Source organism: Streptomyces sp. NPDC057137 (assembly GCF_042670825.1).
In the GTDB taxonomy this organism is placed as follows: Bacteria; Actinomycetota; Actinomycetes; order Streptomycetales; family Streptomycetaceae; genus Streptomyces.
Genome location: NZ_JBHUUW010000001.1, coordinates 464,959 through 488,942, shown reverse-complemented (window position 1 = coordinate 488,942; position 23,984 = coordinate 464,959). Strand labels below are relative to the sequence as shown.

At 70.4% G+C, this 23,984-nt stretch carries 24 protein-coding genes; 16 read left to right on the top strand and 8 right to left on the bottom strand.

The genetic code is table 11. From position 1 onward, the window contains the following. Positions 1–3: 3 nt before the first annotated feature. Positions 4–1,731, bottom strand: a complete 1,728-nt coding sequence (locus tag ACFT9I_RS02095) for an amidohydrolase (protein WP_382559417.1) — start codon at positions 1,729–1,731, stop codon at positions 4–6. 196 nt (positions 1,732–1,927) lie between these two features. On the opposite strand from ACFT9I_RS02095, the gene ACFT9I_RS02090 reads away from it, so the two are divergent. Then, positions 1,928–3,178, top strand: coding sequence for an MFS transporter (locus tag ACFT9I_RS02090; protein WP_382559416.1), 1,251 nt, complete (start codon positions 1,928–1,930; stop codon positions 3,176–3,178). A gap of 154 nt (positions 3,179–3,332) precedes the next feature. Beyond that, positions 3,333–3,881 carry a TetR/AcrR family transcriptional regulator gene (locus ACFT9I_RS02085; protein ID WP_382559414.1) on the top strand — a complete coding sequence of 183 codons (549 nt, stop codon included), beginning with the start codon at positions 3,333–3,335 and terminating at the stop codon, positions 3,879–3,881. Between the two features lie 54 nt (positions 3,882–3,935). Here ACFT9I_RS02085 and ACFT9I_RS02080 read toward each other — a convergent pair whose 3' ends face one another. Next, positions 3,936–4,499 (bottom strand): TetR/AcrR family transcriptional regulator, encoded by a 564-nt coding sequence (locus tag ACFT9I_RS02080; RefSeq protein ID WP_382559412.1) that lies wholly within the window; start codon positions 4,497–4,499, stop codon positions 3,936–3,938. A gap of 105 nt (positions 4,500–4,604) precedes the next feature. On the opposite strand from ACFT9I_RS02080, the gene ACFT9I_RS02075 reads away from it, so the two are divergent. Then, positions 4,605–5,513: an NmrA/HSCARG family protein gene (locus tag ACFT9I_RS02075; RefSeq protein WP_382559410.1), complete on the top strand. Its 909-nt coding sequence runs from the start codon at positions 4,605–4,607 to the stop codon at positions 5,511–5,513. A 30-nt stretch (positions 5,514–5,543) separates the two neighbouring features. On the opposite strand, the gene ACFT9I_RS02070 is transcribed toward ACFT9I_RS02075, so the two are convergent. After that, positions 5,544–6,332 (bottom strand): alpha/beta hydrolase, encoded by a 789-nt coding sequence (locus ACFT9I_RS02070; protein WP_382559408.1) that lies wholly within the window; start codon positions 6,330–6,332, stop codon positions 5,544–5,546. A 197-nt stretch (positions 6,333–6,529) separates the two neighbouring features. Between ACFT9I_RS02070 and ACFT9I_RS02065 the strand changes: the two genes are divergently transcribed. The 5 genes from ACFT9I_RS02065 (at position 6,530) to ACFT9I_RS02045 (ending at position 10,136) form a co-directional block, all read left to right on the top strand. Next, on the top strand, positions 6,530–7,327 hold the full coding sequence (locus ACFT9I_RS02065; protein WP_382559406.1) for an SAM-dependent methyltransferase: 798 nt from the start codon (positions 6,530–6,532) through the stop codon (positions 7,325–7,327). 74 nt (positions 7,328–7,401) lie between these two features. After that, positions 7,402–8,643 (top strand): MFS transporter, encoded by a 1,242-nt coding sequence (locus ACFT9I_RS02060; protein WP_382559404.1) that lies wholly within the window; start codon positions 7,402–7,404, stop codon positions 8,641–8,643. 203 nt (positions 8,644–8,846) lie between these two features. Further along, entirely contained in the window at positions 8,847–9,215 is a 369-nt protein-coding gene (locus ACFT9I_RS02055; RefSeq protein ID WP_382559402.1) for a MerR family transcriptional regulator, read from the top strand. Positions 9,216–9,441: 226 nt separating this feature from the next. Then, a complete protein-coding gene (locus ACFT9I_RS02050) occupies positions 9,442–9,753 on the top strand; it encodes an SRPBCC domain-containing protein (RefSeq protein ID WP_382559401.1) in 312 nt (103 codons plus the stop codon). After that, entirely contained in the window at positions 9,750–10,136 is a 387-nt protein-coding gene (locus ACFT9I_RS02045; protein ID WP_382559399.1) for an ArsR/SmtB family transcription factor, read from the top strand. Before ACFT9I_RS02050 ends, ACFT9I_RS02045 begins: the two co-directional genes overlap by 4 nt. Before the next feature lie 48 nt (positions 10,137–10,184). Here the strand turns inward: ACFT9I_RS02045 and ACFT9I_RS02040 are convergent, their stop codons facing one another. Continuing rightward, a complete protein-coding gene (locus ACFT9I_RS02040; RefSeq protein ID WP_382559397.1) occupies positions 10,185–10,850 on the bottom strand; it encodes a transcriptional regulator in 666 nt (221 codons plus the stop codon). Between the two features lie 112 nt (positions 10,851–10,962). Between ACFT9I_RS02040 and ACFT9I_RS02035 the strand changes: the two genes are divergently transcribed. Further along, the gene (locus ACFT9I_RS02035; RefSeq protein ID WP_382559396.1) at positions 10,963–11,925 is read left to right on the top strand and encodes a threo-3-hydroxy-L-aspartate ammonia-lyase; all 963 of its coding nucleotides are present in this window, start codon (positions 10,963–10,965) and stop codon (positions 11,923–11,925) included. Between the two features lie 129 nt (positions 11,926–12,054). Next, the gene (locus tag ACFT9I_RS02030; protein ID WP_382559394.1) at positions 12,055–12,855 is read left to right on the top strand and encodes a GNAT family N-acetyltransferase; all 801 of its coding nucleotides are present in this window, start codon (positions 12,055–12,057) and stop codon (positions 12,853–12,855) included. Positions 12,856–12,900: 45 nt separating this feature from the next. Here the strand turns inward: ACFT9I_RS02030 and ACFT9I_RS02025 are convergent, their stop codons facing one another. The 3 genes from ACFT9I_RS02025 to ACFT9I_RS02015 all read right to left on the bottom strand — a co-directional run bounded on the left by ACFT9I_RS02025 (position 12,901) and on the right by ACFT9I_RS02015 (position 15,755). Beyond that, positions 12,901–13,761 (bottom strand): ABC transporter ATP-binding protein, encoded by an 861-nt coding sequence (locus ACFT9I_RS02025; RefSeq protein ID WP_382559392.1) that lies wholly within the window; start codon positions 13,759–13,761, stop codon positions 12,901–12,903. Next, the gene (locus tag ACFT9I_RS02020) at positions 13,745–14,800 is read right to left on the bottom strand and encodes an ABC transporter substrate-binding protein (RefSeq protein ID WP_382559390.1); all 1,056 of its coding nucleotides are present in this window, start codon (positions 14,798–14,800) and stop codon (positions 13,745–13,747) included. Before ACFT9I_RS02020 ends, ACFT9I_RS02025 begins: the two co-directional genes overlap by 17 nt. Positions 14,801–14,879: 79 nt before the next feature. Then, positions 14,880–15,755 carry an ABC transporter permease gene (locus tag ACFT9I_RS02015; RefSeq protein ID WP_382559389.1) on the bottom strand — a complete coding sequence of 292 codons (876 nt, stop codon included), beginning with the start codon at positions 15,753–15,755 and terminating at the stop codon, positions 14,880–14,882. Between the two features lie 442 nt (positions 15,756–16,197). Between ACFT9I_RS02015 and ACFT9I_RS02010 the strand changes: the two genes are divergently transcribed. The 6 genes from ACFT9I_RS02010 to ACFT9I_RS01985 all read left to right on the top strand — a co-directional run bounded on the left by ACFT9I_RS02010 (position 16,198) and on the right by ACFT9I_RS01985 (position 22,847). Then, a complete protein-coding gene (locus tag ACFT9I_RS02010) occupies positions 16,198–16,593 on the top strand; it encodes a winged helix-turn-helix transcriptional regulator (RefSeq protein WP_382559387.1) in 396 nt (131 codons plus the stop codon). A gap of 207 nt (positions 16,594–16,800) precedes the next feature. Continuing rightward, a complete protein-coding gene (locus ACFT9I_RS02005; RefSeq protein WP_382559385.1) occupies positions 16,801–17,448 on the top strand; it encodes a DsbA family oxidoreductase in 648 nt (215 codons plus the stop codon). Between the two features lie 139 nt (positions 17,449–17,587). Continuing rightward, the gene (locus ACFT9I_RS02000; RefSeq protein ID WP_382559383.1) at positions 17,588–19,075 is read left to right on the top strand and encodes an MFS transporter; all 1,488 of its coding nucleotides are present in this window, start codon (positions 17,588–17,590) and stop codon (positions 19,073–19,075) included. A 239-nt stretch (positions 19,076–19,314) separates the two neighbouring features. After that, positions 19,315–20,727 (top strand): family 2B encapsulin nanocompartment shell protein, encoded by a 1,413-nt coding sequence (locus ACFT9I_RS01995; RefSeq protein WP_382559381.1) that lies wholly within the window; start codon positions 19,315–19,317, stop codon positions 20,725–20,727. A gap of 35 nt (positions 20,728–20,762) precedes the next feature. Continuing rightward, complete coding sequence (locus ACFT9I_RS01990; RefSeq protein WP_382559379.1) at positions 20,763–21,953, top strand: family 2 encapsulin nanocompartment cargo protein terpene cyclase; 1,191 nt, start codon at positions 20,763–20,765, stop codon at positions 21,951–21,953. 15 nt (positions 21,954–21,968) lie between these two features. Beyond that, positions 21,969–22,847 carry a geranyl diphosphate 2-C-methyltransferase gene (locus ACFT9I_RS01985; protein ID WP_382559377.1) on the top strand — a complete coding sequence of 293 codons (879 nt, stop codon included), beginning with the start codon at positions 21,969–21,971 and terminating at the stop codon, positions 22,845–22,847. A 127-nt stretch (positions 22,848–22,974) separates the two neighbouring features. Here the strand turns inward: ACFT9I_RS01985 and ACFT9I_RS01980 are convergent, their stop codons facing one another. Then, positions 22,975–23,919 (bottom strand): MBL fold metallo-hydrolase, encoded by a 945-nt coding sequence (locus tag ACFT9I_RS01980; RefSeq protein WP_382559375.1) that lies wholly within the window; start codon positions 23,917–23,919, stop codon positions 22,975–22,977. Positions 23,920–23,984 lie beyond the last annotated feature (65 nt).

Genomic DNA, 23,984 nt, shown 5'->3' with positions numbered 1-23,984 from the left:
GGCCTAGTTGGCAGTTGTTCCGTCGGCGGCTGTTCCCTCGGCCGTTGTTCCGTCGTGTACGAGGCGGCCGGCGAACCACGTCTGCCGGACCTGGGTGGCATGAATCCGCTCGATCGGTGTCTCGAAGAGGTTGCGGTCCAGGACGACGAAGTCGGCGGACAGTCCGGGTGTGAGCCGCCCCGTCCACTGTCCCAATCCCATCGCCCGGGCGGCGTTGACGGTGTGAGCCCTGATGGCGGTGTCGAGGTCCAGTGCCTGGTCGGCCGCCAGTGAGCCGGGGAACGAGGGGTCGGGGTTGCGCCGGGTCACCATCGTCTCGATGCTCAGCCACGGATTCGGCACCGGCATGGCGACGGGCCAGTCGGATCCGGCCGCCACGAGGCTGCCCGCGTCGTGCAGTTCCCGCAGGGGCCAGATGCGTTCCATGTAGTGGTCCTGTACCTGCTGGGCGATGACGCCGCTCATGGGGTTGGGGAACCACAGCACCGGTGAGGCGTCGGCCACGACGCCCAGTTCGGCGAAGCGGGCCACATCGTCGGGGTGGACGAACTCGGGGTGCGCGATGTGGAACACGGGCCCGGCGCCGTACCGCTCGCGCATGACCGCGACGGCGTCCAGGCTCTGGCGTACCGTCCCGTCCGCGGTGGCGTGCAGTTTGACGTGCAGCCCGCGCGAGAGCGCGTCCTCCAGCAGTTGGTGCAGTTCCTCGTCGCTGAACAGTCCCTCACCGTGGAACGGGCACGCATGGGCGTCGGGGGCGCCCGCGGAGGCGAAGGGATCGGGCTTGTACGGGTCGAGGAACTTCGACGTCCGGGTCATCGGCACACCGTCGAGGATGCCTTTGACGAAGTCCGGCCGGACATGGGTGGAGCGGCGCGCCGGAGCGGTGTCGAACAAGTCGGTGCCGACCGGGCCCGACTCGATGAACTCCCTGGCCGGCATCGACCCCACGATCCACGCGTTCAGTTCGCCCGCCCGGTCGAGTTCGGTGAACACGTCCAGCCAGGCGCCCATCGTCGCCGCGTCCTGTGTCGCCGTGACACCCATCGAGTTGAAGATCGACACGGCCGTACGAGCCGACCGCAGATCCCGCTCACGCGGATCCCCGAAGCTGCGGCGGGCGGCCAGTTCGGCATCCGTGGAGGGCTGGCCGAGCAGGAGGCCGACCGGACGGCTGGCAGTGTCTCGTACGTAACTGCCGCCGGCCGGGTCCTTGGACGCGGCATCGATGCCGAGGATCCGCAGGGCCCGGGAATTCACCCACCGGTTGTGCAGCGAGTCGTCGCGCAGCATCACCGGCCTGCCCTGACTCGCCTCGTCCAGGGCCGCCAGCATCTCCGGCGTACCCATCGCGTGGAACACCGGGCTGATGACGAGGCCGCCGATCACCCATTCGTCCGGACCGAGTTCGCCGGCCCGCTGCCGTACCGCATCAAGGATCTCCGCCACACCGAACGCCGGCGAGAGCCCGAGCTCCCACGCGGCGGCCTGGCCGCCGAATCCGACATGGGAGTGCACGTCGATCAATCCCGGCAGGACCATGCCGCCCTCGGCCTGGACAACCCGGGTCCGCGCACCGGTCACGGCCGCGACCTCGGCCTCGTCACCCACCACGACGACTTTCCCGTCACGTACGGCGAGGGCCTCCGCCCACGGCCGGGCGGGGTCGAGGGTGTAGACGGCGGAACCACGGACAACGAGATCGGCTGGCTGACTGTCCTCAGTAGACATACGGCTGACTCTCCGGGCCCACCGCGAGGTACGGCCCCGCATTGAAGGAAAAGAACCGTTTTCGCGCTCTTTGTAATCTATCGAAGCGCTCCCGGCCCCACCCGCCGAGCCCGGCCGCGCCCGCGTCCCGTGGTGTGCCGCGGCAGCTCACGCGGAGGAGTGTACGTTCGTACGCTCTGATTGTAGGCTCCCCTCCATGACTGTTGACGTAATGCGCCCGCCTGCCCCGGCAGAACGGCAGGCGCGCACGGCCGTCGCCGTGCTCTTCTTCACCAACGGGGCGTTGTTCGCCAACCTCCTGCCGCGCTTTCCGCAGATCAAGGCGGATCTCGGCATCGGGAACGCCGCCTACGGCCTGGCCGTCGCGGCGTTCCCGACGGGCGCCATCGCGGCTGGCCTGGCGGCCGGGGTACTCATCCGCCGGTTCGGGTCGGGGCCCGTGGCGGTGGCCGGCACCATGCTGACAGGCATAGGTGTCCTGGCCGCCGGTCTGTCCGGCTCCGTGGTGCTGTTCGCGACAGCGCTGTTCCTGGCCGGGGCGATGGACGCGATCACCGATGTCGCGCAGAACGCCCACGGCCTGCGTGTGCAGCGCCGATACGGTCGCTCCATCATCAACTCCTTCCACGCCATCTGGTCCATCGGCGCGGTCGTCGGTGGATCCATGGCCGCCGGCGCCATCGCGCTCGGCCTGTCGCTGGGGCAGCACCTGCTGATCTCGGCGGTGGTGTTCGGGATCGCCGCCTGCGTCGCCCTGCGGTTCTGTCTGACCGGGCCCGACACCGAGCCGGTCGCGGAGGAAGCGGAGAAGACCTACGTAGCTGAAAAAACGGACGAAGCGGACGTCGAAGGCCGGGATCGAGCGGAGCGAGGGGAGCGTAGAAGGGCGCGTCTGCGCACCCGGTACGTGCTGGCGGCACTCGTCCTCATCGCCGCGGGCGGCGCCCTCGTCGAGGACGCGGGCAGCTCCTGGGCCGCGCTCTATCTCTCCGACTCGCTGCATGCCTCGGGAACGCTCGCGGCCTCCGGCTACATCGCCCTGGTCGGAGCCCAGTTCGTCGGCCGCCTGATCGGCGACAGGCTCGTCGACCGGTTCGGCCAGCGTACGGTCGCACGCTTCGGCGGGCTCATCGCCGCTGTCGGCATGGGTCTGGCCCTGGCCGTGCCCACGGCGACCGGCACGATCCTCGGTTTCGCCACGGCCGGGTTCGGGGTGGCGACGCTGGTGCCCGCGGCGATGCACGAAGCGGATGAGCTGCCCGGTCTCAAGCCCGGGTCGGGGCTCACGATCGTCTCCTGGCTCATGCGGCTGGGTTTCCTGCTCTCGCCGCCGATCGTCGGACTCGTCGCGGACGCGACCAGCCTTCGGGTGGGTCTGTTGGTGGTGCCCCTGGCCGGGCTGATGGTGATGTTGCTGGCGGGGGTGTTGCAGGCCCGGCGCCGGTAAGCGGCGCCCCCGGACGGCGACCGAGCGTGTACGTTCGCACGTATGCCGATGGACTGCTTCGGGCGAGGCCCGCGCACATACGTGGAACGCACGCCGGCCGGGGACCTCCGCGGCGACCCCGCCCGCCCGGTCCGTAGCCTCTGAGCGCACCGACATGGCCACCGGACACACCGACCCGCAGCGCCGCGAACGCATCATCGCCGCCACCCTCGACCTCATCGCCGAAGAGGGCCTCGCCCGTGTCTCCCACCGCAAGATCGCGGCGCGGGCCGGCGTGCCGCTGGGATCGATGACGTATCACTTCAGCGGTATCGACGAACTGCTTCGCGAAGCCTTCGGCCGCTTCACCGACCACATCGTCGCGGTCTTCGACACCTACCTCTCCGTCCCGACCGATCGTGACCAGGCAAGACAGGCTGTGGCCGACCTCGTCCACACCCTGTCCGAGGGGCCGCAGCGCGAGCTGGTCCTCACCCAGGAGCTGTACACCCTCGCCGCCCGCCGGCCGGAGTACCGGGAACTCACCCACGAGTGGATGCGCCGCAGCCGTATCCATCTGGAGAAACACTTCGACCCGGACACCGCCCGCCAACTCGACGCCCTCATCGAGGGTTTGGCACTCCACCGCGCCCTGGCCCGCGAACCGCACGACCGCGACCTGACGCTTGAGGCCATCACCCGCATCACCACGCGGGCCTCCTGAACACGCGGGCCTCCTCGTACGCCGGCCGGGCACTGTCAGTACGACAGCGGGCTCTCACCCCTGCGGGCTGACCCCCGCCACGGTCAGGCGGAGCAGCCGGTGCGCCTCGGCGGTGGGGTCCGGGTGGTGTTCCGTGGCCAGTGCGATGCCCGTGACCAGTGTGACCAGGTCGGTGACGGTCACGCCCGGCGCCACCGCGCCGGCCCGCGCGGCCCGCTCCAGCAGCGGTTCGACCGCGCCGCCGAGCTTCGCGGAGCAGGCGTTCACGTGATCCGGGTCGTCCGCCCTCCCGTCCTGGACCAGCGCGTCGGCCAGGCCCCGCGCGGAGGCGGCGTACGTGGTGAGCGCGCCCAGCCACTCCAGCAGCGCGGCCCGCGGGTCGGCCGCCCCGGCCAGATCGCGCGCCCGGGTGCACAGGGCCTCGATCCGCTCGCTGAACACCGCGTTCAACAGCGCGGCGCGGCTGGGGAAGTGCCGCCGCACGGTGGCCGAGCCGACGCCCGCGGTGCGGGCGATCTGTTCCAGGGAGGCATCGACGCCGTGCGCGGCGACCTCCTCCTCGGCCACGGCGAGAATCCGCGCGTAGTTACGACGGGCGTCCGCGCGCTGGACGGTCATGGTGTGATCTCCGAGCTTGCTAAGTGGCGGGGTCCTCCGTATCGTACCGAAAGTTAAGTGGCGGGCCTCGCCACTTAGCTGTGGGCCACCATCCGAGGAACACCCATGACTACAGATTCCGCACCCGTCCTGGTCGTCGGCGCCACCGGTTTGCAGGGCGGGGCCACCGCCCGCGCCCTGCTGGCTGCGGGCGTTCCGGTCCGGGCGTTGGTCCGCGACCCGGCGACCGACCGGGCGAAGGCCGTCGAAGCGCTCGGCGCCGAGCTGGTCACCGGCGACCTGGACGACCGCGACTCGCTGACGCGGGCCGCCGGGGGAGCCCGCGCCGTCTTCTCGGTCCAGATGCCCGACGTGAACGGACGCGCCTTCGAGGGCGAGGTCGAGCAGGCCGTCAATCTGATCGAGGGCGCGCGGGCCGCCGGAGTGCCGCAGTTCGTGCACACCTCCGTCTCCGGCGCCGGGCAGCACACCAGTTGGGTCAGGGACGACTGGGCCTGGATGGAGCCGTACTACGCCGCGAAGGCCGGGATCCAGGACCGGGTGCGTGCGGCGGGCTTCACGCACTGGACCCTCATCAAGCCGGGCTTCTTCATGGAGAACTTCCGCCCCTCCGTGGAGATCCTGTTCCCCCGTGGGGTCGAGGGCGGCCTGGTGACCCTCCTCAAGCCCACGACCCGGCTGTCCCTCGTCGCGGTCGACGACATCGGCAAGGCGGCCGCCGCGGCCATCGCCGAGCCGGAACGGTTCGACGGGGTCGAACTGGAGCTGGCGAGCGACTACTTGACGATGACGGACATCGCCAAGGTCCTCTCCCGCAACCTGGGCGCCGAGTTGACCGCGCCCGATATGACCAAGGAGGAGGCGACCGCCGCGGGGATGCCCGACATGGGATTCGGGCAGTCCCATGTCAATGAGTACCCGCAGCCCGCCCGCCCCGAATTCGCGCGGGCCCTCGGTATCCCACTCACGACCTTCGAGGAATGGGCGCACGCACACCTGCGGCCCACGGCCTGACGTCGCCCGGGGCCTGTTACTCCCCGACGTTCACGCCGGTCGCGACGCCGGTCGCGACGCCGGTCGGGACGTCGGTCGCGCCGCGGCCGCGATCATCGCCGCGGTTTCCTCGCCCGCGCGAACAGCGTGCTCGGCGGTCGAGGGAACACAGTGCCCGAGCGCCGGGTCGAACTCTGTCATGACGACCCCGGCGTGATCCGTGGCGAATTCCCGCAAGGTCACCGGCCACCGCTTCGCGCGCAGGGCGGCGTGGAAGTCGCGCGAGTGACCGCTGTCGAGTACGGAGTCGGCCGTGCCGTGCACCAGCGTGATCGGGACGGCGTCGGTGCCCGCCGGGGTGAGGTCGTCCAGCGGGGCGGTGCCGGTGGAGCGGGCGGGCAGGTCGTAGCGGCCCGCGATACCGACGGCGGCGGCGAGTTGTACGCCCTCGGCCAGAGCGGGTCGCAGGGCGAAGGCCATGGCGGCTCCGGCCCCGGCCGACCAACCGGCAAGTACGACACGCTCCCCGTCGCCGCCGAATTCGACGGCGTGGTCGCGGACGTACCGCAGCGATGCCATGAGGTGCGACCGGCCGCCGTCGGGCGCGTCGGAGCGCCAGTCGGGGACGAAGACCGGCACGCCATGAGACGCGATCTCGCGTGCCAGCGCGGCGAGAACACCCTTCTCGTCCGGGCCGATGCCATGCCACAGCAGCACGCTCGGGCCCAACGGCCCGGCTGTCGCGGGTCGGTGGACATCCAGGTGCTGAGGCGGCGGCGCACCGTCCCCCGGCAGGTAGATCAGATCGCGTAGCTCGGTCCCGGTCTCGGTGGGGGACATGTGCCTTCCGAAGAGGGTGAGGTGCCTCGAACTCGTAGCGTCGCCAACTCGTCGTACGAGGCGGCGTGCCACGAGGTGCGAGGAACTACCTTCGCACGCCGCGAAGTTGCTGTGGGAAGCTGTCGGCAGTCGTTCGCGGGCGGGAGATCCGGAGCGGTCGCCGGGAGCGGCGAGGAGCGAGCAGCGAGGAGCGCAGCGTGGGACAGAACGCCTTCCGTGCCGAGCGGATCGACACCAGCAGGCCCCATCCCGCGCGGATCTACGACTACTTGCTGGACGGCAAGGACAACTACGAGGTCGACCAGCGGGCCGGCGACGAACTGGCCGCCGCGGCGCCCGAGGTGCGGATCGGCGTGCGGGCCAACCGTGCCTTCCTGCAGCGCGCCGTACGGTACGTGGTCGGCAGCGGCGTCCGACAGATACTCGACGTGGGCACCGGGCTGCCCACCTCGCCGAACGTGCACGAGACCGCCCAGGAAGTGGCGCCGGACGTGCGCATCGCGTACGTCGACAACGACCCGATCGTGAACGCGCACGCCAACGCGCTGCTCAGCCGCTCCGGCGAGACCAGCATCGTGCTCGCCGACCTGCGCGACCCGCGGGCCATCCTGGACCACCCCGACGTCCGCCGGGTCATCGACTTCGACGAGCCGGTCGCCCTGCTCCTCGTCGCCGTACTCCACTTCATCACCGACGCCGAGAAGCCCGAGCAGATCGTCGCGACTCTTCGCGACGCGCTGCCGGCCGGCAGTTTCCTGGTCCTCTCGCACGCCACGGGTGACTTCGCCGATCGCAGCGATGCCCAGGCCGTCTACGCCAAGGCCACGGCGACTCTCAACCTCCGTACCCGCGCCAGGGTCGAGCGGTTCTTCGACGGCTTCGAACTGATCGAGCCCGGCCTGGCCCAGGTCCCGTTCTGGCGTCCGGACGCACCGCCGCCGGCGGGATCCGAGACGATCGGCTTCTTCGGCGGCGTGGCACGCAAGACCGGGTGAACAGCCGCCCCCAGAAGGCGGGTTGAGCCGCTGGCTTGACCTTCACGGTGGCGTGAAGGCCGAGGCTGAGCGGCATGGATACGACGGAGAAGCCGAGACAGCCGGAGCCGACGGGGCGTTCGTGGGCGTTGGCGGTGCTGACCATGTGCGCGTTCGTGCTCGGCACCGGAGAGATCATGATCGCCGGGCTGCTGCCCGACATCGCGGCGGACGCCGGAGTGTCTCTGTCCACCGCCGGTCTGCTGGTCAGTGCCTTCGCGCTGACGGTGGTGGTGGGTGGCCCCGTGCTGGCGCTGTCCACCACCGGGGTGCGCCGCGAGCGGCTGCTCGCCGTCCTGATGGTGCTGTTCGTGCTGGGGAACGCACTCGCCGCGCTGGCGCCCTCGTTCGGGGTACTCGCGGCCGGCCGCGTCGCGGCGGCGCTGGCGCACGCGGCGTTGATGCCGATGTTCTTCGGCCTGGCAGCCGATGCCGTACCCCCGGCGAGGCGCGGTACGGCGGTCGCCCGGGTCTCCCTCGGGCTCAGCCTCGCGATGATCGCGGGGTTGCCGATCGGCACGGCGATCGGGCAGTGGCTGGGCTGGCGGGCCACGTTCTGGGGCGTCGTGCTGCTCACGCTGGCGGTGGCCGCGCCGCTGTTGACGCTGGCGAGAACGGCACCGGATCCCGCCGGGGCAGGGCGCGGACGGTCGGCCGAGCTACGGGTGCTGGGGGAGCGCAGGGTGCAGGCGGTGGTGGCGGTGACGGCTCTCAGCGCTGCCGCGGCGTTCACCGCGTACACCTATGTCACACCGCTGTTGACCGACAGCGTCGGCTTCGGCGCCTCCACCGTCACGGTGCTTCTGCTGCTGTTCGGTATCGGCGGCACCGTCGGCAGTCTCGTCGGCGGCAGGCTGGCCGACCGGTCGGTGCTGCGGGCGGTCACCGTCGGGGTGGCCGCCCTCGCCGGCGCCCTGCTGACGCTGGGCGTGGTGGCCACGGTCAAACCGCTCGCCGTGCTGTTCCTCTTCCTCTTCGGCGCCGCGTACTACGCGGTGATCCCGGCCGTGAACACCCGCATGCTGGACGTCGCCTCCGAACGCGCCAGGATTCTGGCGCTGACGGTGCAGAGTTCGGCGTTCAATCTGGGCATCGCGCTGGGCGGCTGGCTCGGTGGACGGGTGATCGCCGGCGGAGCGACGCTGCGCTGGGTCCCGGTGGCGGGCGGCCTCGTCGCACTGCTCGCCCTGGCGGTCGCCCTCGCCGAAAGCCGTCACGACCGGCACCGGGGGACGGCCGGGACCGACGGAGCACGGCACGTGGAGGCAGCGGTATGAGCGACATCAACCGGCGCGTCATCGCCGCGTTCCAGGCCCGTGCCGTGCGGCGGATCCCCGTCGTGCTGCTGACGAGGACCGGCGCTCGGGCTTGACCTTCACGTGGGCGGCAAGGTTTACGCTCCCCCTGAACGGCCCCGGACACGGCCACGGCCACGGCCGCGTCCGGGCCGCGTTCACGTGCACGTCCAGGAGGGAGCGCCATGCGCATCGGGGAACTCGCCCACGCCACCGGTACCACCACCCGGGCGCTGCGTTACTACGAGGAGCAGGGCCTGCTGCGCCCCGTACGCGCCGCCAACGGCTATCGCGCGTACGGGGACGACGCGGTCCGTGTCGTCGAGAACATCCGGCTGCTTCTCGCGGCCGGACTCACCACCGAGGATCTGCTGCTCATCGACGGCTGTCTGCGCGACGAACTCGTCGGCGAACACGCCTGCGCCGACGCCACACCCAAGGCCGAGCTGTTCGAGCAGCGCCTCGTCTTGATCCAGCGCCGTATCGACGACCTCACGGGATTCCGGGACCAACTCCGCGACCGGCTGGCCGAGGTCACGTCGTCGCGAAGGTGAGGTGCAACCTGCGGGTTGCGCCTGAGGTGAGCCATGTGCAACTCTGGGGTTGCACGGTTGCATCCAACTGGCGGCGATGAAGGAGTTTCCTCATGAGCGAGAACCGAATCGAACGCGAGATCACGATCGAAGCCTCCCTGGAACGGGTCTGGTCGCTGGTCTCCGAACCGGGATTCTGGGTGACCGACGAGGCAACCTGACCGGTGCCGTGGCGAAGGAAGGCGAGGTGAACGTGGCGCGGAGCGCCGAGTACGGGGACTTCCCGGTACGGGTGGAGAAGGTCGAGCCGCCGACGTACCTCGCGTACCGCTGGGCCAGCGCGTTCCCCGGGCAGGAACTGCGCGAGAACAACAGCACGCTCGTGGAGTTCACGCTCATCCCGGAGGGTGACGCGACGCGGCTCCGTGTCGTCGAGAGCGGATTCGAGGTGCTGGCCGGGTCCGAGGAGCTGCGCAGCCAGGCGGTGAAGGACAACACCGGCGGCTGGCCGCAGGTGCTCGACGCGTTCAAGAAGCGCGCCGAACAGCCGTCCGCGTGACGGACGAACCTCACGGCCTGGACGCGGTGGTCGACAGCGTCTTCGTCGCCCTGGCGGACCCCACGCGCCGCAAGCTGCTCGACCTGCTCGCCGCCCGGGGCGAGGTCACCGCGACGACGCTCGCCGACGGCCTGCCCGTGTCGCGGCAGGCGGTGGTCAAGCACCTGGCCGTCCTGGACGCCGCCGGGCTGGTCTCCGGCCGCCGGGTCGGCCGCGAGGTGCGCTACGCGGTGCGGCCCGCGGTGCTGGACGCGACGGCGCGATGGATGGCCACGCTGGCCGCCGACTGGGACCGGCGGCTGGCGAACATCAAGCGCGTCGCGGAGGCGGCGGAGGCGGCGGAGGCGGCGGAGGCCGCGGAGCGGGAGGCGGGCCAGGCGTGACGCGGTGCGACATCAGGGGGCCGCGGCCGGCGTCAGGCAAGACACTCCTCAGGGCCCGTCCGGTGCGGTGTCACGGCACGCGGCGAGGTCCGCGTACAGGCCGGATCGGGACACCCCCAGCCGTTCGGCGACGCGAGGCACCGCGTTGCGCATCTTGAACACGCCGCGCCGGTCGAGGGCTTGGACCAGGCCGAGTCGTTCGGTGCGGGTGAGCGCGTCGAACGGCTTGCCCCGGGCCAGTTGTTCGGTGCGTACAACGGCGTCGACCACCTCTTCGAAGTCGTTGGTGAAGGTGGTGGCCGGAAGTTCGACCGGCGCCGTGCCGGCGAGCGCGGACAGGACGTCGGCCGCGTCGCGCAGAGCTGTCACGTCGATGTTGACGCACAGGGCGCCGAACACCTGGCCGTTCCCGTCCCGCAGCGGCATCGTCGATGACTTCAGGACGCGGCCGTCGGGACCGCGCGAGAGGTAGTTCAGATCGTTCGGCGCGTCGTCGCCCTTGGCGAGCACGGAGAGCCCGATCTCGCTCAGCGCCCCGCCGACCCGGCGCCCGGTCACCTGCCCGGCCACCGCCACCACGGACCGATCGCCCAGACGGTAGTCGTGCAGGACGACCTCGCACGACGGGCCGAAGGTGGCCGCCAGCCCGTCGACGACCGGCATCAGCGCGGCCAGGATCGCATCACCCGATGTATCGGACACGCGGCACCTCATCTCTCTCCCGGGCCGCAGCGGCGAGGCGGCAACGTGGACTCCGAGTCTACGTCGTGGACGTATAGTCCAGAGTCGTGTCAGGTTGATCCGTGCCCGTGAAGGGAACCAGCAGATGCCTCAGTCGCCGACCTACGACGACGTCCAGGGCGCCGCCGCGCGCATCGCGTCGTACGCCCATCGCACCCCGGTGCTGCGCTCGCGTCTCATCGACGAGCGGCTCGGTGTCGAGGTGGTGTTCAAGTGCGAGAACTTCCAGCGCATGGGTGCCTTCAAGTTCCGCGGCGCGTTCAACGCGCTGTCGCGGTTCACTCCCGAGCAGCGGCGTGCCGGGGTGGTCGCCTACTCCTCGGGCAACCACGCCCAGGCGGTCGCACTCTCCGCCCGACTGCTCGGCATGCCGGCCACGATCGTGATGCCGCACGACGCGCCCGCCGCGAAGGTGGCCGCGACCAAGGGGTACGGCGGGGAGGTCGTCGCGTACGACCGCTACACCGAGGACCGGGAGGAGATCGGCCGCGCGCTGGCAGCCGAACGAGGTCTGACGCTGATCCCGCCGTACGACCACCCGCACGTGATCGCGGGCCAGGGCACCGCCGCCAAGGAACTGTTCGAAGAGGTCGGCGACCTGGACGCCCTGTTCGTTCCCCTCGGCGGTGGCGGTCTGCTGTCCGGTTCGGCTCTGTCGGCGAAGGCCCTGTCGCCGAACTGCCGGGTGTACGGCGTCGAACCGGCAGTCGGCGACAAGGGCGCGCAGTCCGTCCGGCAGGGCTCCATCGTCCATATCGACACCCCGAAGACCATCGCCGACGGTGCGCAGAACCAGCACCTCGGCGCCTATACGTTCGACATCATCCGCCGTGACGTCGCCGACTTCCACGCCGTCGAGGACGCCGAACTCGTCGAAGCCATGCGGGCCTTCGCGACCTTCATGAAGATCGTGGTCGAGCCCACCGGATGCCTCGGCTTCGCCGCCGTCCGCGACCTGGCCGCCCGACTGCGCGGGCAACGGGTCGGCGTGATCATCAGCGGCGGCAACATCGACCTCGACCGCTACGCGGCACTGCTGGCCTCATGACCGGCGAAGCCGTATGACCGGCGGAACCATCGCGAACAGGGATCGTTGTCCAGTTGGGTAGCTCTTACGCACGCGACGGACACGACGCTCGCGACAGACACGACGGACGCGACAAGTTGAGGGGTCTCAGTGGCCGGTCTTGCGGACTCGATCGAATCGATGGAACAACTCGCCACGGTCTGGCGCGCCATGGTGCTCGACCGTGACGCGGAAGCGGATGTACGAGACCTTCCCGGCCTCGCCGTTCGCTGGGCGGACTGCCGGTTCCCCTTCTGGAACTGCGTCACGCTGACCGACGTCGGCGCGGACGCCGCGCTCGTCGAGCAACGGCTGCGGCAGGCGGCGGACATCATGCGCTCGAAGAGGCATCCGGGCTTTCTGTGGGTCTTCGAGGATCTCCTCGACGACGGGGCACGCGCGGCGCTGGAGACGGTGGCGGGACAGGCGCTCCTCGAACACGCCTTCCCCGGCACGGGCATGGCCGGAGACCTGCTCCCCATTCCTGAACCCGACCACCCCGACCTGGAGTTCGTGCGCGTGCGCACCGACGAACAGCTCCGGGCCTACGCGGACCTCAACTCGCGTGCGTACGGATTCACCCCTGAGGACGGTCGCGACGGACTGGCCGGCTCCGCGCTGTGGAAGAACGAGGTCTACGCCTACCTGGGTATGCGGGACGGCGTTCCGGTGACCTGCGCCGGGACGGTCGAGGCGGACGGCCGGCTCTTCGTCGTGCTCGTCGCCACGGACCCGAAGTGGGAGCGCAGGGGCTACGGCGAGGCGGTGACACGCAAGGCGCTGTACGAGGGGGCCCGAGCCACCGGACTGACCCGGGCGACCCTGCACGCGACCGTCGCCGGGTCGCCCGTGTACCCGCGTATCGGCTTCGTGCCGAACTCGCCGATGCGCTTCTACAGCTTGAAGGGCTGACCCGGGCTGACTCCCTGCCCCGCCGGCCCTGAGGAGGGGGCGGGGTCAGCGGGCCGCGTCCCGTACCGCGGCGCCGATCTCCGCGCGCAGCGCGGCGTACTCGGGCAGACCCCGCAGCTCGTCCGGGTCGTCGGCGCTCCCGTTACGCGGCAGGGCGATGGGGGCGTCCAGCGCCACGGTCCCCGGACGGGCGGTCAGAACGACCGCCCGGGTGCCGAGGAAGACGGCCTCGTCCACACTGTGCGTCACGAAGACCGACGTGGTCCCGGTCTCGGCGCTCACCGTGCGCAGGTCCTCCTGGAGGCGTTCGCGGGTGAGCGCGTCCAGCGCCGCGAACGGCTCGTCCAGCAGCAGTAGATCCTTGCCGCCCGCCAGGGCCCTGGCGATGGCCACCCGCTGCTGCTGGCCGCCCGATATCTGCCAGGTCCTGCGGCGCGCGGTGCCGGCCAGCCCCACCCGTTCCAGCAACTCCTCGACGCGTGCGGGGCGTTCGGCCCGGGGAACCCCGGCGTAGCGCAGGGCCAGGGAGATGTTGTCCCCGACCGTGTGCCAGGGGAACAGCCGTGGCTGCTGGAAGACGACTCCCGCCTGACGCCCCGGCTCCGGCGGCCGGCCATGTACGGCGACCTCGCCCGACGAGGCCTGTTCGAAGCCGGCGATCAGCCGGAGCAACGTGGTCTTCCCGCACCCGGACGGGCCGACGAGCACCAAGAACTCGCCGGCCGGGATGTCCAGCGACAGCGGGCCGAGCGCGGTGACGGCGTCGGCGCCGCGCCCGTACCGGTGATGGACGTCGCGTACGGTCACGGCGGGCGGTGTGACGGCCGCCGGGCCGTCGTCCGCAGGGCGGGTCGCCTCGTCGTGCTGCCGGACCGCGCCGGCGGGGTGCTCATTCGGTGACGGCATCGCTGAGCCCTTCCACGTACACGGCCTTCTCCAGCTCCGACAGCTCCGGGGCGGCCGGGATCTGCTTCTGTCCGGCCAGGAACTCCGCCGCGCTCCGCAGGTTCTGGGCCAGTCCGCCGACCTGGCCCGGCCGGCCGAGCCACTTGTCGTCGGCCTGTTCCGCCGGCTTGAGGAAGATCCCCTTCTTGAGCTGGGCGGCGGCGTCCTCGGAGCTGATACCGAGCTGCTTGCCGACGGCCGCAGCGGCGGCCGACGGATCGTCATGGATCACATTCAGCGCCTGTGCCTGGGCCTTGCGCCAGGCGGTGATCACTTCGGGCTGCGCCTTGATGAAGCTGGTCGACGCCACCCCGAGGTCGAGCGTGGGCTTGTCGGCCGCGGCCAGTTCACGGCTGGTGATGAGGGTCTTCCCGCTCTTGCCGAGTTCGTCGAGCGTGGGGAGCCAGACGTAGGCCGCGTCGATGTCGCCGCGCGACCAGGCGGCGACGATGTCCTGCGGTTCCAGGTCGAGCAGCTTGACCTTCGAGGCGTCCACGCCCGCTCCGTCGAGTGCGGCGAGGAGGCTGTAGTGCGAGGTGGAGCTGAACGGTGTCGCGACCTTACGGCCCGCCAGATCCTTGACGTCCTTGATGCCCGAACCGTCACGGGCGACGAGCGCCTCGTTGTCGCCCGCGACATCCAGCACCCAGGTGACCTGGTACGGGATGTTCAGCGGCTCGGACAGACCGCGTGCCACCGGGCTGGAGCCGATCGCGGCCAGATCCACCGAGCCCGAGACGAAAGCGGTGTTGATGGTCGCGCCGGAGTCGAACTTGATCCACTTGATGGTGTGGTCGGGCAGCGCCTTCTCCAGCCAGCCGTTCTCCTTCACGATCAAGTCGCCACTGGGGAAAGCCTGGTAGGCGATCCGGATCGTCTTGCCGCCGCCCTCGGAATCACTGCCCCCGGCGTCACCGGTACCGCAGGCGGTGACGGCGATCAGCGCTCCCAGAGCCGCGACGAGCGTGGTGGTGCGGCGCGGACCGCGTGTTGCGGGCATGGCGTAGTCCTTCATTCGGTGGGCGGTGAGTAGAGCGGTACGGCGGGGAGAGCGGTACGGCGGGGGAGGGCGCGCGGCGTCAGGACAGTCGGCGCCAGGGCGCGAGCCGGTTCTCCACGCTCCGCAGCAGGCCGTCGATCAGCAGGCCCGAGACGCCGATCGCGAAGAGGCCGAGGATCACCACGTCGGACTGGTTGTAGCGCTGGGCGTCGCGGATCATCCCGCCGATGCCCGGCAGCCCGTTGACGGTCTCGGCGGCGACGACCGAGGAGTACGCGATCCCGAACGCCAGCCGTACGCCGACCAGGATCTCCGGCAGCGCCGACGGCAGGACGACGGAGGCGACCACCTGCGAGCGGCGTGCCCCGATGGCCCGCGCGGCCTCCACCAGCGAGGCGGGTGCGGAGGCGACGGCGGACGCGGTGGCCACGGCCACCGGCGGCATGGCGGCGATCGCCAGCAGCCACAGTTTGGGCGCCTCGTCGATGCCGAACCAGATGATCAGCAGGCTGAAGTAGGCGAGCGGCGGCAGGGTACGGAGAAAGGCGACCGCCGGCTCGAACACGACCCGCACCCACGGCAGCGTGCCCATCAGCACCCCGGCCACGAGCCCGGCCAGGACGCCCGCGCCCGCTCCGATCCCGATCCTGCGCAGGCTGATGCCCACATGTTCGATCAGGGTGTGGCCCTGGTAGCCGCGTACGCCGTCGTGGGTGCCGGACGTCGTGACGAGCGCGTCCCAGACGGCCGAGGGCGGTGGTACCAGCAACGGTGACCACAACCGCAGGGCGGTCACGAGCTGCCAGAGGGCGAGCAGGACGGCCAGGGCGATCAGCCGGAGTCCCACCCTGCGCAGCCGCGCGGCCCTCTCCGACGAGCGGCGCGGCGCGGGGGCGGTCCCGGTGGAGAGCTCCGGGCCCGACGGATCTTTCGCCGTGGCGGTGGATGTGGTCATGGCGGACTCCGTCGAAAGGGCGCGGCCAGGCGGACGATCGCGCCCGGGAGGGCGGACAAGGAGACGGGCAGGCCTTCCCGCCGGGCGCGAACGGCGCCTGCGGGAAAAGGGAGATGCCACCGAGAAGATGCGAGGTGCGGGGTGTGCGAGGGCGGGGTCGGCACGCCGTACACGGAAGGATTCAATCCGTGCCGACGCGCGGACAGGGCCGCACGATTCGGGAAGCGCTCAGCGCCGCCGGGCCAGGCTCAACAGGAGCAGCTGGTCACACGGCAGAGATCGATGTGGAGACACTCCACGAGATACTGATCGCTGGTCACGGCAGGATTTCTAGCACAGCGCCATGGCCGGTACCAGAGGGTGTCCGCGACCTGGTACGGAACAGGGCGAGCGTGCACGGTAACTGAGTCTCCGTCAGCCGGCCGGTGGTTAAGCTCGCCTCATGGCCGCAGAGAAACCCGCGACGTCCCGGCTCCCCGAAGGCGCGGGCGACGCGTTCCGGGAGGACTGCCCGGGGCGTACCGTGCTCGACCATGTGACCAGCCGCTGGGGCGTGTTGATCCTCGCCTCGCTGCGCGAGAGGCCGCTGCGGTTCTACGAGGTGCGGGACCGGGTCGGTGGGATCAGCGAGAAGATGCTCTCGCAGAATCTGCGGATCCTGGGCCGTGACGGGCTGGTCGCCCGTGAGGTGGAGCCCGCGCTGCCGCCCAAGGTCAGTTACTCCCTGACACCCCTGGGCCAGGAGCTGGCTCATCCGCTCCAGAGCCTCATCGACTGGATCTCGGCCTGCACGCCCGCGATCGTCGAGGCACAGCGCGCCCACGACACGGCTTCCTGACCGGAGGGGAGCGCCAGGGGGTGTCGCACTCGGTCGCCCGGTCTGCGGCTCGGCCCACGTCTTGGACCGCGACTCGCCGGCCTGGGTGATGTGCGTCACGCCGCGACGTGGGCCCGATCGGAGAGCCTGCACACCTACTTGGAGGGTTGCGGCTTACCTCAAGGTAGGGGCTTACTCGCAGAACGTCCCTTCTCTAGGCTCCCGGGCGTGAACGAGATCACTGTGGAGATCTGGACCGACGTCGTCTGCCCGTGGTGCTTCATCGGGAAGCGGCGGTTCGAGAAAGCCCTGGCGCAGTTCGAGGAGCGCGACGCGGTGCGGGTGCACTGGCGCAGCTTCGAACTCGACCCGGCCGCGCTGCGCGACGCCGCGGAGACCATCCCCCAACGCATGCTCCGGCGCCAGGGCATCCCGCCCGAGCGGGCCGCCGAACTGCTCGCCGGGGTCAGCGAACAGGCCGCGGCGGAGGGCCTGGACTACCACCTGGACCGGGCGCGTCCCGTCAACACCTTCGACGCCCACCGGCTGGCGCACCACGCGGACACCCTGGGCCTGGCCGAACGCTTCCAGGAGCGGCTCATGCGCGCCTACACCGCCGAGGGCGCGTCGGTCGCCGACCACGCCACCCTGATCACGCTCGCCGAGGAGTCGGGGCTCGACACGGGTCCGGTACGTGAGGTGCTGGCCGGAGACGCGTACACCGACGCCGTCAGGGCGGACGAGGCCCGTGCCGCCCAACTGGGCGTCTCCGGAGTGCCCTCCTTCGTCGTCGCCGAGAAGTGGTCCGTCTCCGGCGCCCAGCCGGTCGACGTGCTCGGCGGACTGCTGCGCCGCGCCCTAGTCGAGACCGCCTGACCCGGCGGGCGGCACCCCGGCCCGAAGGCCACGGCCATGACCACCGTCCAAGTACGGCACGACCACCGCGACCACGACACACGCCCCGCACGGCCCTCGGCTGTCCCGTCCTCATCCCGCCCCGAGAAGAGAGTCCCCCATGAGTACGTCCACGGCGCGCTCCGGTGCCTCGAACCCGACCGAGGTCCACCCCGCCGGCGAGCCCCGGCTCGGACTCGTTCTGACTGTCTGCTGTCTCGCGCAGTTCCTCGTCACGCTCAGCGTGGCGATCGTCAACGTCGCACTGCCCAGCATCCAGAGCAGCCTGGGCTTCAGCGCCGGCGGCCTCCAGTGGGTGGTCAACGCCTACACGGTGACCTTCGCGGGCTTCCTGCTGCTCGGCGGGCGGATCGCCGATCTCTTCGGCCGGCGCCGGATCTTCCTGTCCGGCGTCGCCCTCTTCACGCTCGCCAGCCTGGCCGGCGGCCTGAGCCAGAACGCGGGCACCCTGATCGTGGCCCGCGCGGTCCAAGGGCTGGCAGCCGCGGTGATCGCGCCGACCACGCTGGCGGTGCTCGGTACGACGTTCAAGGACCCGCACCAGCGGCACAAGGCGTTCGGCGCCTGGGGTGCCGTGTCCGGCGCCGGCGGCGCGTTCGGTGCCCTGGCGGGCGGGGTGCTCACCGAAAGCCTGTCCTGGCGGTGGATCCTGTTCGTGAACATCCCGATCGGCCTGCTGCTCATCTTCGGTGTCCTGCGGGCCATCACGGAGCTGCGGCACGACGGGCAGGACCGCCGGCTCGACGTCACGGGCGCGGTCACCGTCACCGTCGGTCTGCTCGCCCTCGTGCTCGGCATCGTGCGGAGCGGACCGCGCGGCTGGGACTCGGCGCAGACCCTGGTGCCGCTGCTGACCGGTATCGCGCTGGTGGTCGTATTCCTGCTGGTCGAGGGGAAGTTCGCGGCCCAGCCCCTGATGCCGCTCGGGATCTTCCGGTCCAGGTCCGTCACCGCGGCCAACGTGGTCGCGATGACGAGCGGGGCCGCGCTGTTCAGCATGTTCTACTTCCTGACGCTCTTCCTCAGCCAAGTACGGGACTACAGCCCGCTGCGCACCGGCTTCGCGTACCTCCCGCTGGCCTTCTCCATCATGGTGGCCGCACAGTTCTCGGCCGCCCTCGTCCGCCGGGCCGGTCCCCGTGCGACGCTGCTGGCGGGTATGGCGCTGACCGCCGGAGGGCTGCTGTGGCTGTCCCGGATCACCGAGGACTCCACCTTCGTCGGCGGACTTCTGGGGCCCACGATCATCCTCGGCGCGGGCCAGGGCCTCTCGATGTCCGCATCGGCCATCGCGGGGGTCGCCGGTGTCGCGCCCGAACAGGCCGGTCTCGCTTCGGGGTTGCTCAACGCGACCCGGCAACTGGGCGGCGCGCTGGGCCTCGCCGTCCTCGCGGCGGTGGCCACCTCCCGTATCGACACGGTCCTCGACGAGGGCGGCCGGCCCGCGGCGGCGCTTGCCCGGCATGCCTATGCCTCGGGTTACGCGCTGGCCTTCGGGGTGGCGGCGGGCCTGGCCGTTGTCGGTCTGCTGGCCGCGTTCGCCGCGCCCGGCAGGCCGCCGGCGCCGAAGGGCCAGGCCGCGGAGTGAACTCCTGACTCCCCGGTGCACGGCACTGGTTGATCGCACTGGTTGATCGCACCGTTCGAACACCGCCGGTCAGTCGGATAAACCTCATGGCGAACAAGATCGCCGCATCGAGGTAACTCGGCGGAATCTTCGGCCGAGTTGGGCGCGACGGCCGTTAGCGTTCCCATGGACCTGGACGGATTGCCCGCGATTACGCGTATGTCCGCCCAGCACCGCCGTCGCAAAGGAGAACCCACCCGATGACCGTCGACAGCAGCCCGGAAGCACAGCAGGAGTCGCCACCGCAGTCCAGTCTCGGCACCGCGGCTGCCCGCAATCTCGCCACCACCACCAAGTCCGCCCCGCAGATGCAGGAGATCACCTCCCGGTGGCTGCTGCGGACGCTTCCCTGGGTCGAGGCCAAGGGCGGTGTCTACCGGGTGAACCGTCGGCTGAGCTACACCGTCGGCGACGGGCGCGTGGAGTTCGTTCAGGACGGTGCCAACGTCCGGGTGATCCCCCGCGAACTCGGCGAACTGGCCCTGCTGAGCGGCTTCGAGGACGACGAGGTGCTGAGCGCGCTCGCCGACCGGTGCGTCCAGCGCGACTTCCGCGCGGGCGAGACGCTGGCCGAGCGAGGAACGCCCGCCGAGCAGATCCACCTCATCGCGCACGGTCGCGTCAATCAGACCTCCGTCGGCAAGTACGGCGACGAACTGGCCGTCGCGGTCCTCGCCGACGGCGACCACTTCGGTGAGGACGCGCTCCTGGACACCGACGCGAGGTGGGACTACACGGCCACCGCCGAGACCAACGGCACCCTTCTCACCCTGTCCCGGGCCGACTTCGCCGCCGTACTGTCCTCGGCGCCCGGCCTCCGGACCCACGTCGAGGGGTTCAGCTCGATTCCCCACCAGCGGCAGAACCGGCACGGCGAGGCCGAGATCGCGATGTCGGCCGGCCACACCGGCGAGGCCGCGCTGCCCGGCGCGTTCGTGGACTACGAACTGAAGCCGCGCGAGTACGAACTCTCCGTCGCGCAGACCGTTCTGCGCGTCCACAGCCGGGTCGCCGACCTCTACAACGGGCCGATGAACCAGACCGAGGAGCAACTCCGGCTCACCATCGAGGCGTTGCGTGAGCGCCAGGAGTACGAGCTGGTCAACAACCGGGAGTTCGGCCTGCTCCACAACGCCGACTTCAAGCAGCGCATCCAGCCCCACTCCGGTCCGCCCACCCCGGACGACCTCGACGAGCTGCTCTGCCGCCGCCGCGGCACCAAGGTCTTCCTCGCCCACCCCAAGACGATCGCGGCGATCGGGCGTGAGCTGAACGCCCGCGGGCTCTATCCGGACCACGTCGACCTCGGCGGCCAGCAGGTCCCGGCCTGGCGCGGCGTACCGATCCTGCCCTGCGGCAAGATCCCCGTCACCAAACAGAACACCAGCTCGATCATCGCCATGCGCACCGGCGAGGACAACCAGGGGGTCGTCGGTCTGCGCCAGACCGGCCTGCCGGACGAGTACGAACCGGGTCTGTCGGTCCGCTTCATGGGCATCAGCGAGCAGGCGATCATCTCGTACCTGGTCAGCACCTACTACTCCACCGCCGTCCTGGTGCCCGACGCGCTCGGCGTGCTGGAGAACGTGCAGATCGCCCGCACACGGTCGTAGTACCGACCGGGCACCACGACCCCAAGGAGTTACGGATGCCCGATCCCGGGCCTTCCTCTCTGCAGCCGAGTCCGTCCGCCGCCGCGGTGAGGCAACCGAGCCCTGCCCTGGAACGGATCCTGGGCGGCCCCAGTGGTCTGGGCACGGCCAGCCTGCACCTGGGCCGACCCGCGGCACCTCCAACTCCCCCCGAAAGCACCGCTCTCCCGGATCCTCCGCAGCCCGAGACCCCGGAGGAGGAAGCGGAGGGCAGACCGATCCCCGGTCTCTATCACCACCCGGTGCCGCAGCCCGACCCGGTACGGGTGGAGGAGGTCGGACGCCGGATCAGAACGTGGGCGGTGGACGAGGTCCAGGCGTTCCCGCCGGAGTGGCAGGATCAGTTCGACGGCTTCTCCGTCGGCCGCTACATGGTCGCCTGCCATCCGGACGCCCCCACCGTCGACCACCTGATGATCGCCACCCGGCTGATGGTCGCCGAGAACGCGGTCGACGACTGCTACTGCGAGGATCACGGCGGCTCACCCGTCGGACTCGGCGGCCGTCTCCTGCTCGCGCACACGGCTCTCGACCCGGTGCACACGACGAAGGACTACGCATCGCAGTGGGCGGAGTCGCTCCAGTCCGACGGACCCCGGCGCGCCTACCGCTCCGCGATGGAGTACTTCTGCCGGCAGTCCACTCCCTCGCAGGCCGACCGGTACCGGCACGACATGGCCCGTCTGCACCTGGGCTATCTCGCCGAGGCCGCGTGGGCCGAGACGGATCACCTTCCCGAGGTGTGGGAGTACCTGGCGATGCGCCAGTTCAACAACTTCCGCCCCTGCCCCACGATCACCGACACCGTCGGCGGCTACGAACTGCCCGCGGACCTGCACGCCCAGCCCGCCATGCAGCGGGTCATCGCGCTCGCCGGCAACGCCACCACGATCGTGAACGACCTGTATTCGTACACGAAGGAACTCAAGAGCCCCGGACGGCACTTGAACCTGCCCGTGGTGATCGCCGAACGTGAGGGCGTCTCCGACCGGGACGCCTATCTGAAGGCGATCGAGGTCCACAACGACCTCATGCGCGACTTCGAAGCCGAAGCCGCCGCCCTGGCGGCCGCCTGCCCCGTCCCGAGCGTGCTGCGTTTCCTCCGGGGAGTGGCCGTGTGGGTCGACGGCAACCACTACTGGCACCAGACCAACACCTACCGATACAGCCTGCCCGATTTCTGGTAAGGAGCGCATTTCACTGTGACCAGCACCCAGCTCAGCACCGGCACGTCCGTGTACATCCCCGCCCCGGCGTCGCCGTACCAGGGTGACATCGCCCGCTACTGGGACGGTGAGGCCAGGCCCGTGAATCTGCGTCTCGGTGACGTCGACGGGCTCTACCACCACCACTACGGCCTCGGCGACATCGACCACGCCGCCCTGGGGGACCCGGAGGACAGCGGGTACGAGAAGAGGCTGATCGCCGAGCTTCACCGGCTGGAGTCGGCCCAGGCCGAAGTCCTCCTGGACCAGCTCGGTTCCATCGGGCGCGACGACACACTCATGGACGCCGGCTGCGGCCGGGGCGGTTCGATGGTCATGGCCCATCAGCGGTTCGGCTGCACGGTCGAGGGCGTCACCCTGTCGGCCAAACAGGCCGAGTTCGCCAACCGGCGTGCCCAGGAACTCGGCATCGAGGACCATGTCCAGGCCCGCGTGTGCAACATGCTCGACACGCCCTTCGAGACGGGGCAGGCCGCAGGCTCGTGGAACAACGAGTCGAGCATGTACGTCGACCTGGACGACCTCTTCGCCGAGCACTCCCGCGTCCTCCGGATCGGCGGCCGCTATGTGACCATCACCGGCTGCTGGAACCCGCGTTACGGCCAGCCCTCGAAGTGGGTCTCCCAGATCAACGCGCACTTCGAGTGCAACATCCACTCCCGCCGTGAGTATCTGAAGGCCATGGCCGACAACCGTCTCGTACCGCAGGCCATCATCGACCTGACCCCCGAGACGCTGCCCTACTGGGAGCTACGGGCCACGTCTTCGCTGGTCACCGGCATCGAGGAGGCGTTCATCAACTCGTACAAGGACGGCTCCTTCCAGTACCTGCTGATCGCGGCCGACCGCGTCTGACCGAAAGCTGAGCGACAACCGACCGAAGGCCAACTGAAGCCGACCGGAAGGTCCGGACCGCCCGTCAACCTACGGACGGATCCGGACCTTCCGGCGGGCGTGGTGGACCCGACCGCCGGGTGGATCGTCAGTTCGTGGAGCCGGCCGCGTAGAACGCCTGAACAGCGAGGCCGATCCACTCGGGCCGCTCCCAGGTGCTCCAGCGGGCGCGCGCCGCCTTCTCGATCGTGGCCGCCGCCTCGTCGGCGGACGCGCCGCTCGTGCGCAGGCGCTCGACCTCGTCGCGCACGTGGGCCAGGTAGTCGCGTACGTCGCGGATCAGCGAGGTGTCCGACACCTCGCCGTGCCCGGGAACGACGATCTCCGCTTCGAGGGCGGCGAGTTGATCGAGCACGGTGATCCAGCGCGGGCCGTCGACATCGACGTCGTACGGCGGGAAGTACGGGGTGATCGGGAAGATGCGGGTCTCGAACAGGTCCCCGCCGAACAGCACCCGGTCGTCGATGAGCACGGTCTGGTCGGAGGCGGTGTGCGCCGGGCCGACGGTGCGCAGCACCGCCGTACGGCCGCCGAGGTCGATCTCGGCCCGGTCGTCGTACACGAGATCGGGGTCGACCAGCTCGACGCCGTCGAGTTCGGCCGCGACGGCGGGGCTCATGTTCCGGAACATGTCGATGTACGCGGAGCCCTTGCGGTGCAGTTCATCGCGCTGGCCGCGGTTGTACACGATCGTGGCCGCGCCTTTGAACGCCTGTGCGCCGAAGCCGTGTTCGGGGTGGAAGTGCGTGATCGTCAGATAGAGCGGCAGATCACCGGCCAGGAGCCGGGCCTGCTCCAGGACGTGGGCGCCGTTGCGGGGGCCCATGCCGGTGTCGATGACCAGCGCCGCCTTCTCGCCCACGACGATGCCGATGTTCGGTACGAGGTCCACGCGCCGGTCGGGTATCACGAAGACGCCGTCCGAGACCTGGACCGGTTCACCGCTCACGATCGGCGCCGGCGCTCCGCCGATGTCCGGCGCGCCCTTCGGGTCGATGCCGCCCGTACTCACCGAAGGTTCTGAGGTGCACATGGCCGCACTCCAATCTAATCAGCGTTCAGATGGCGTGCGTCGAATGTAACACCGATCTGAGCGCC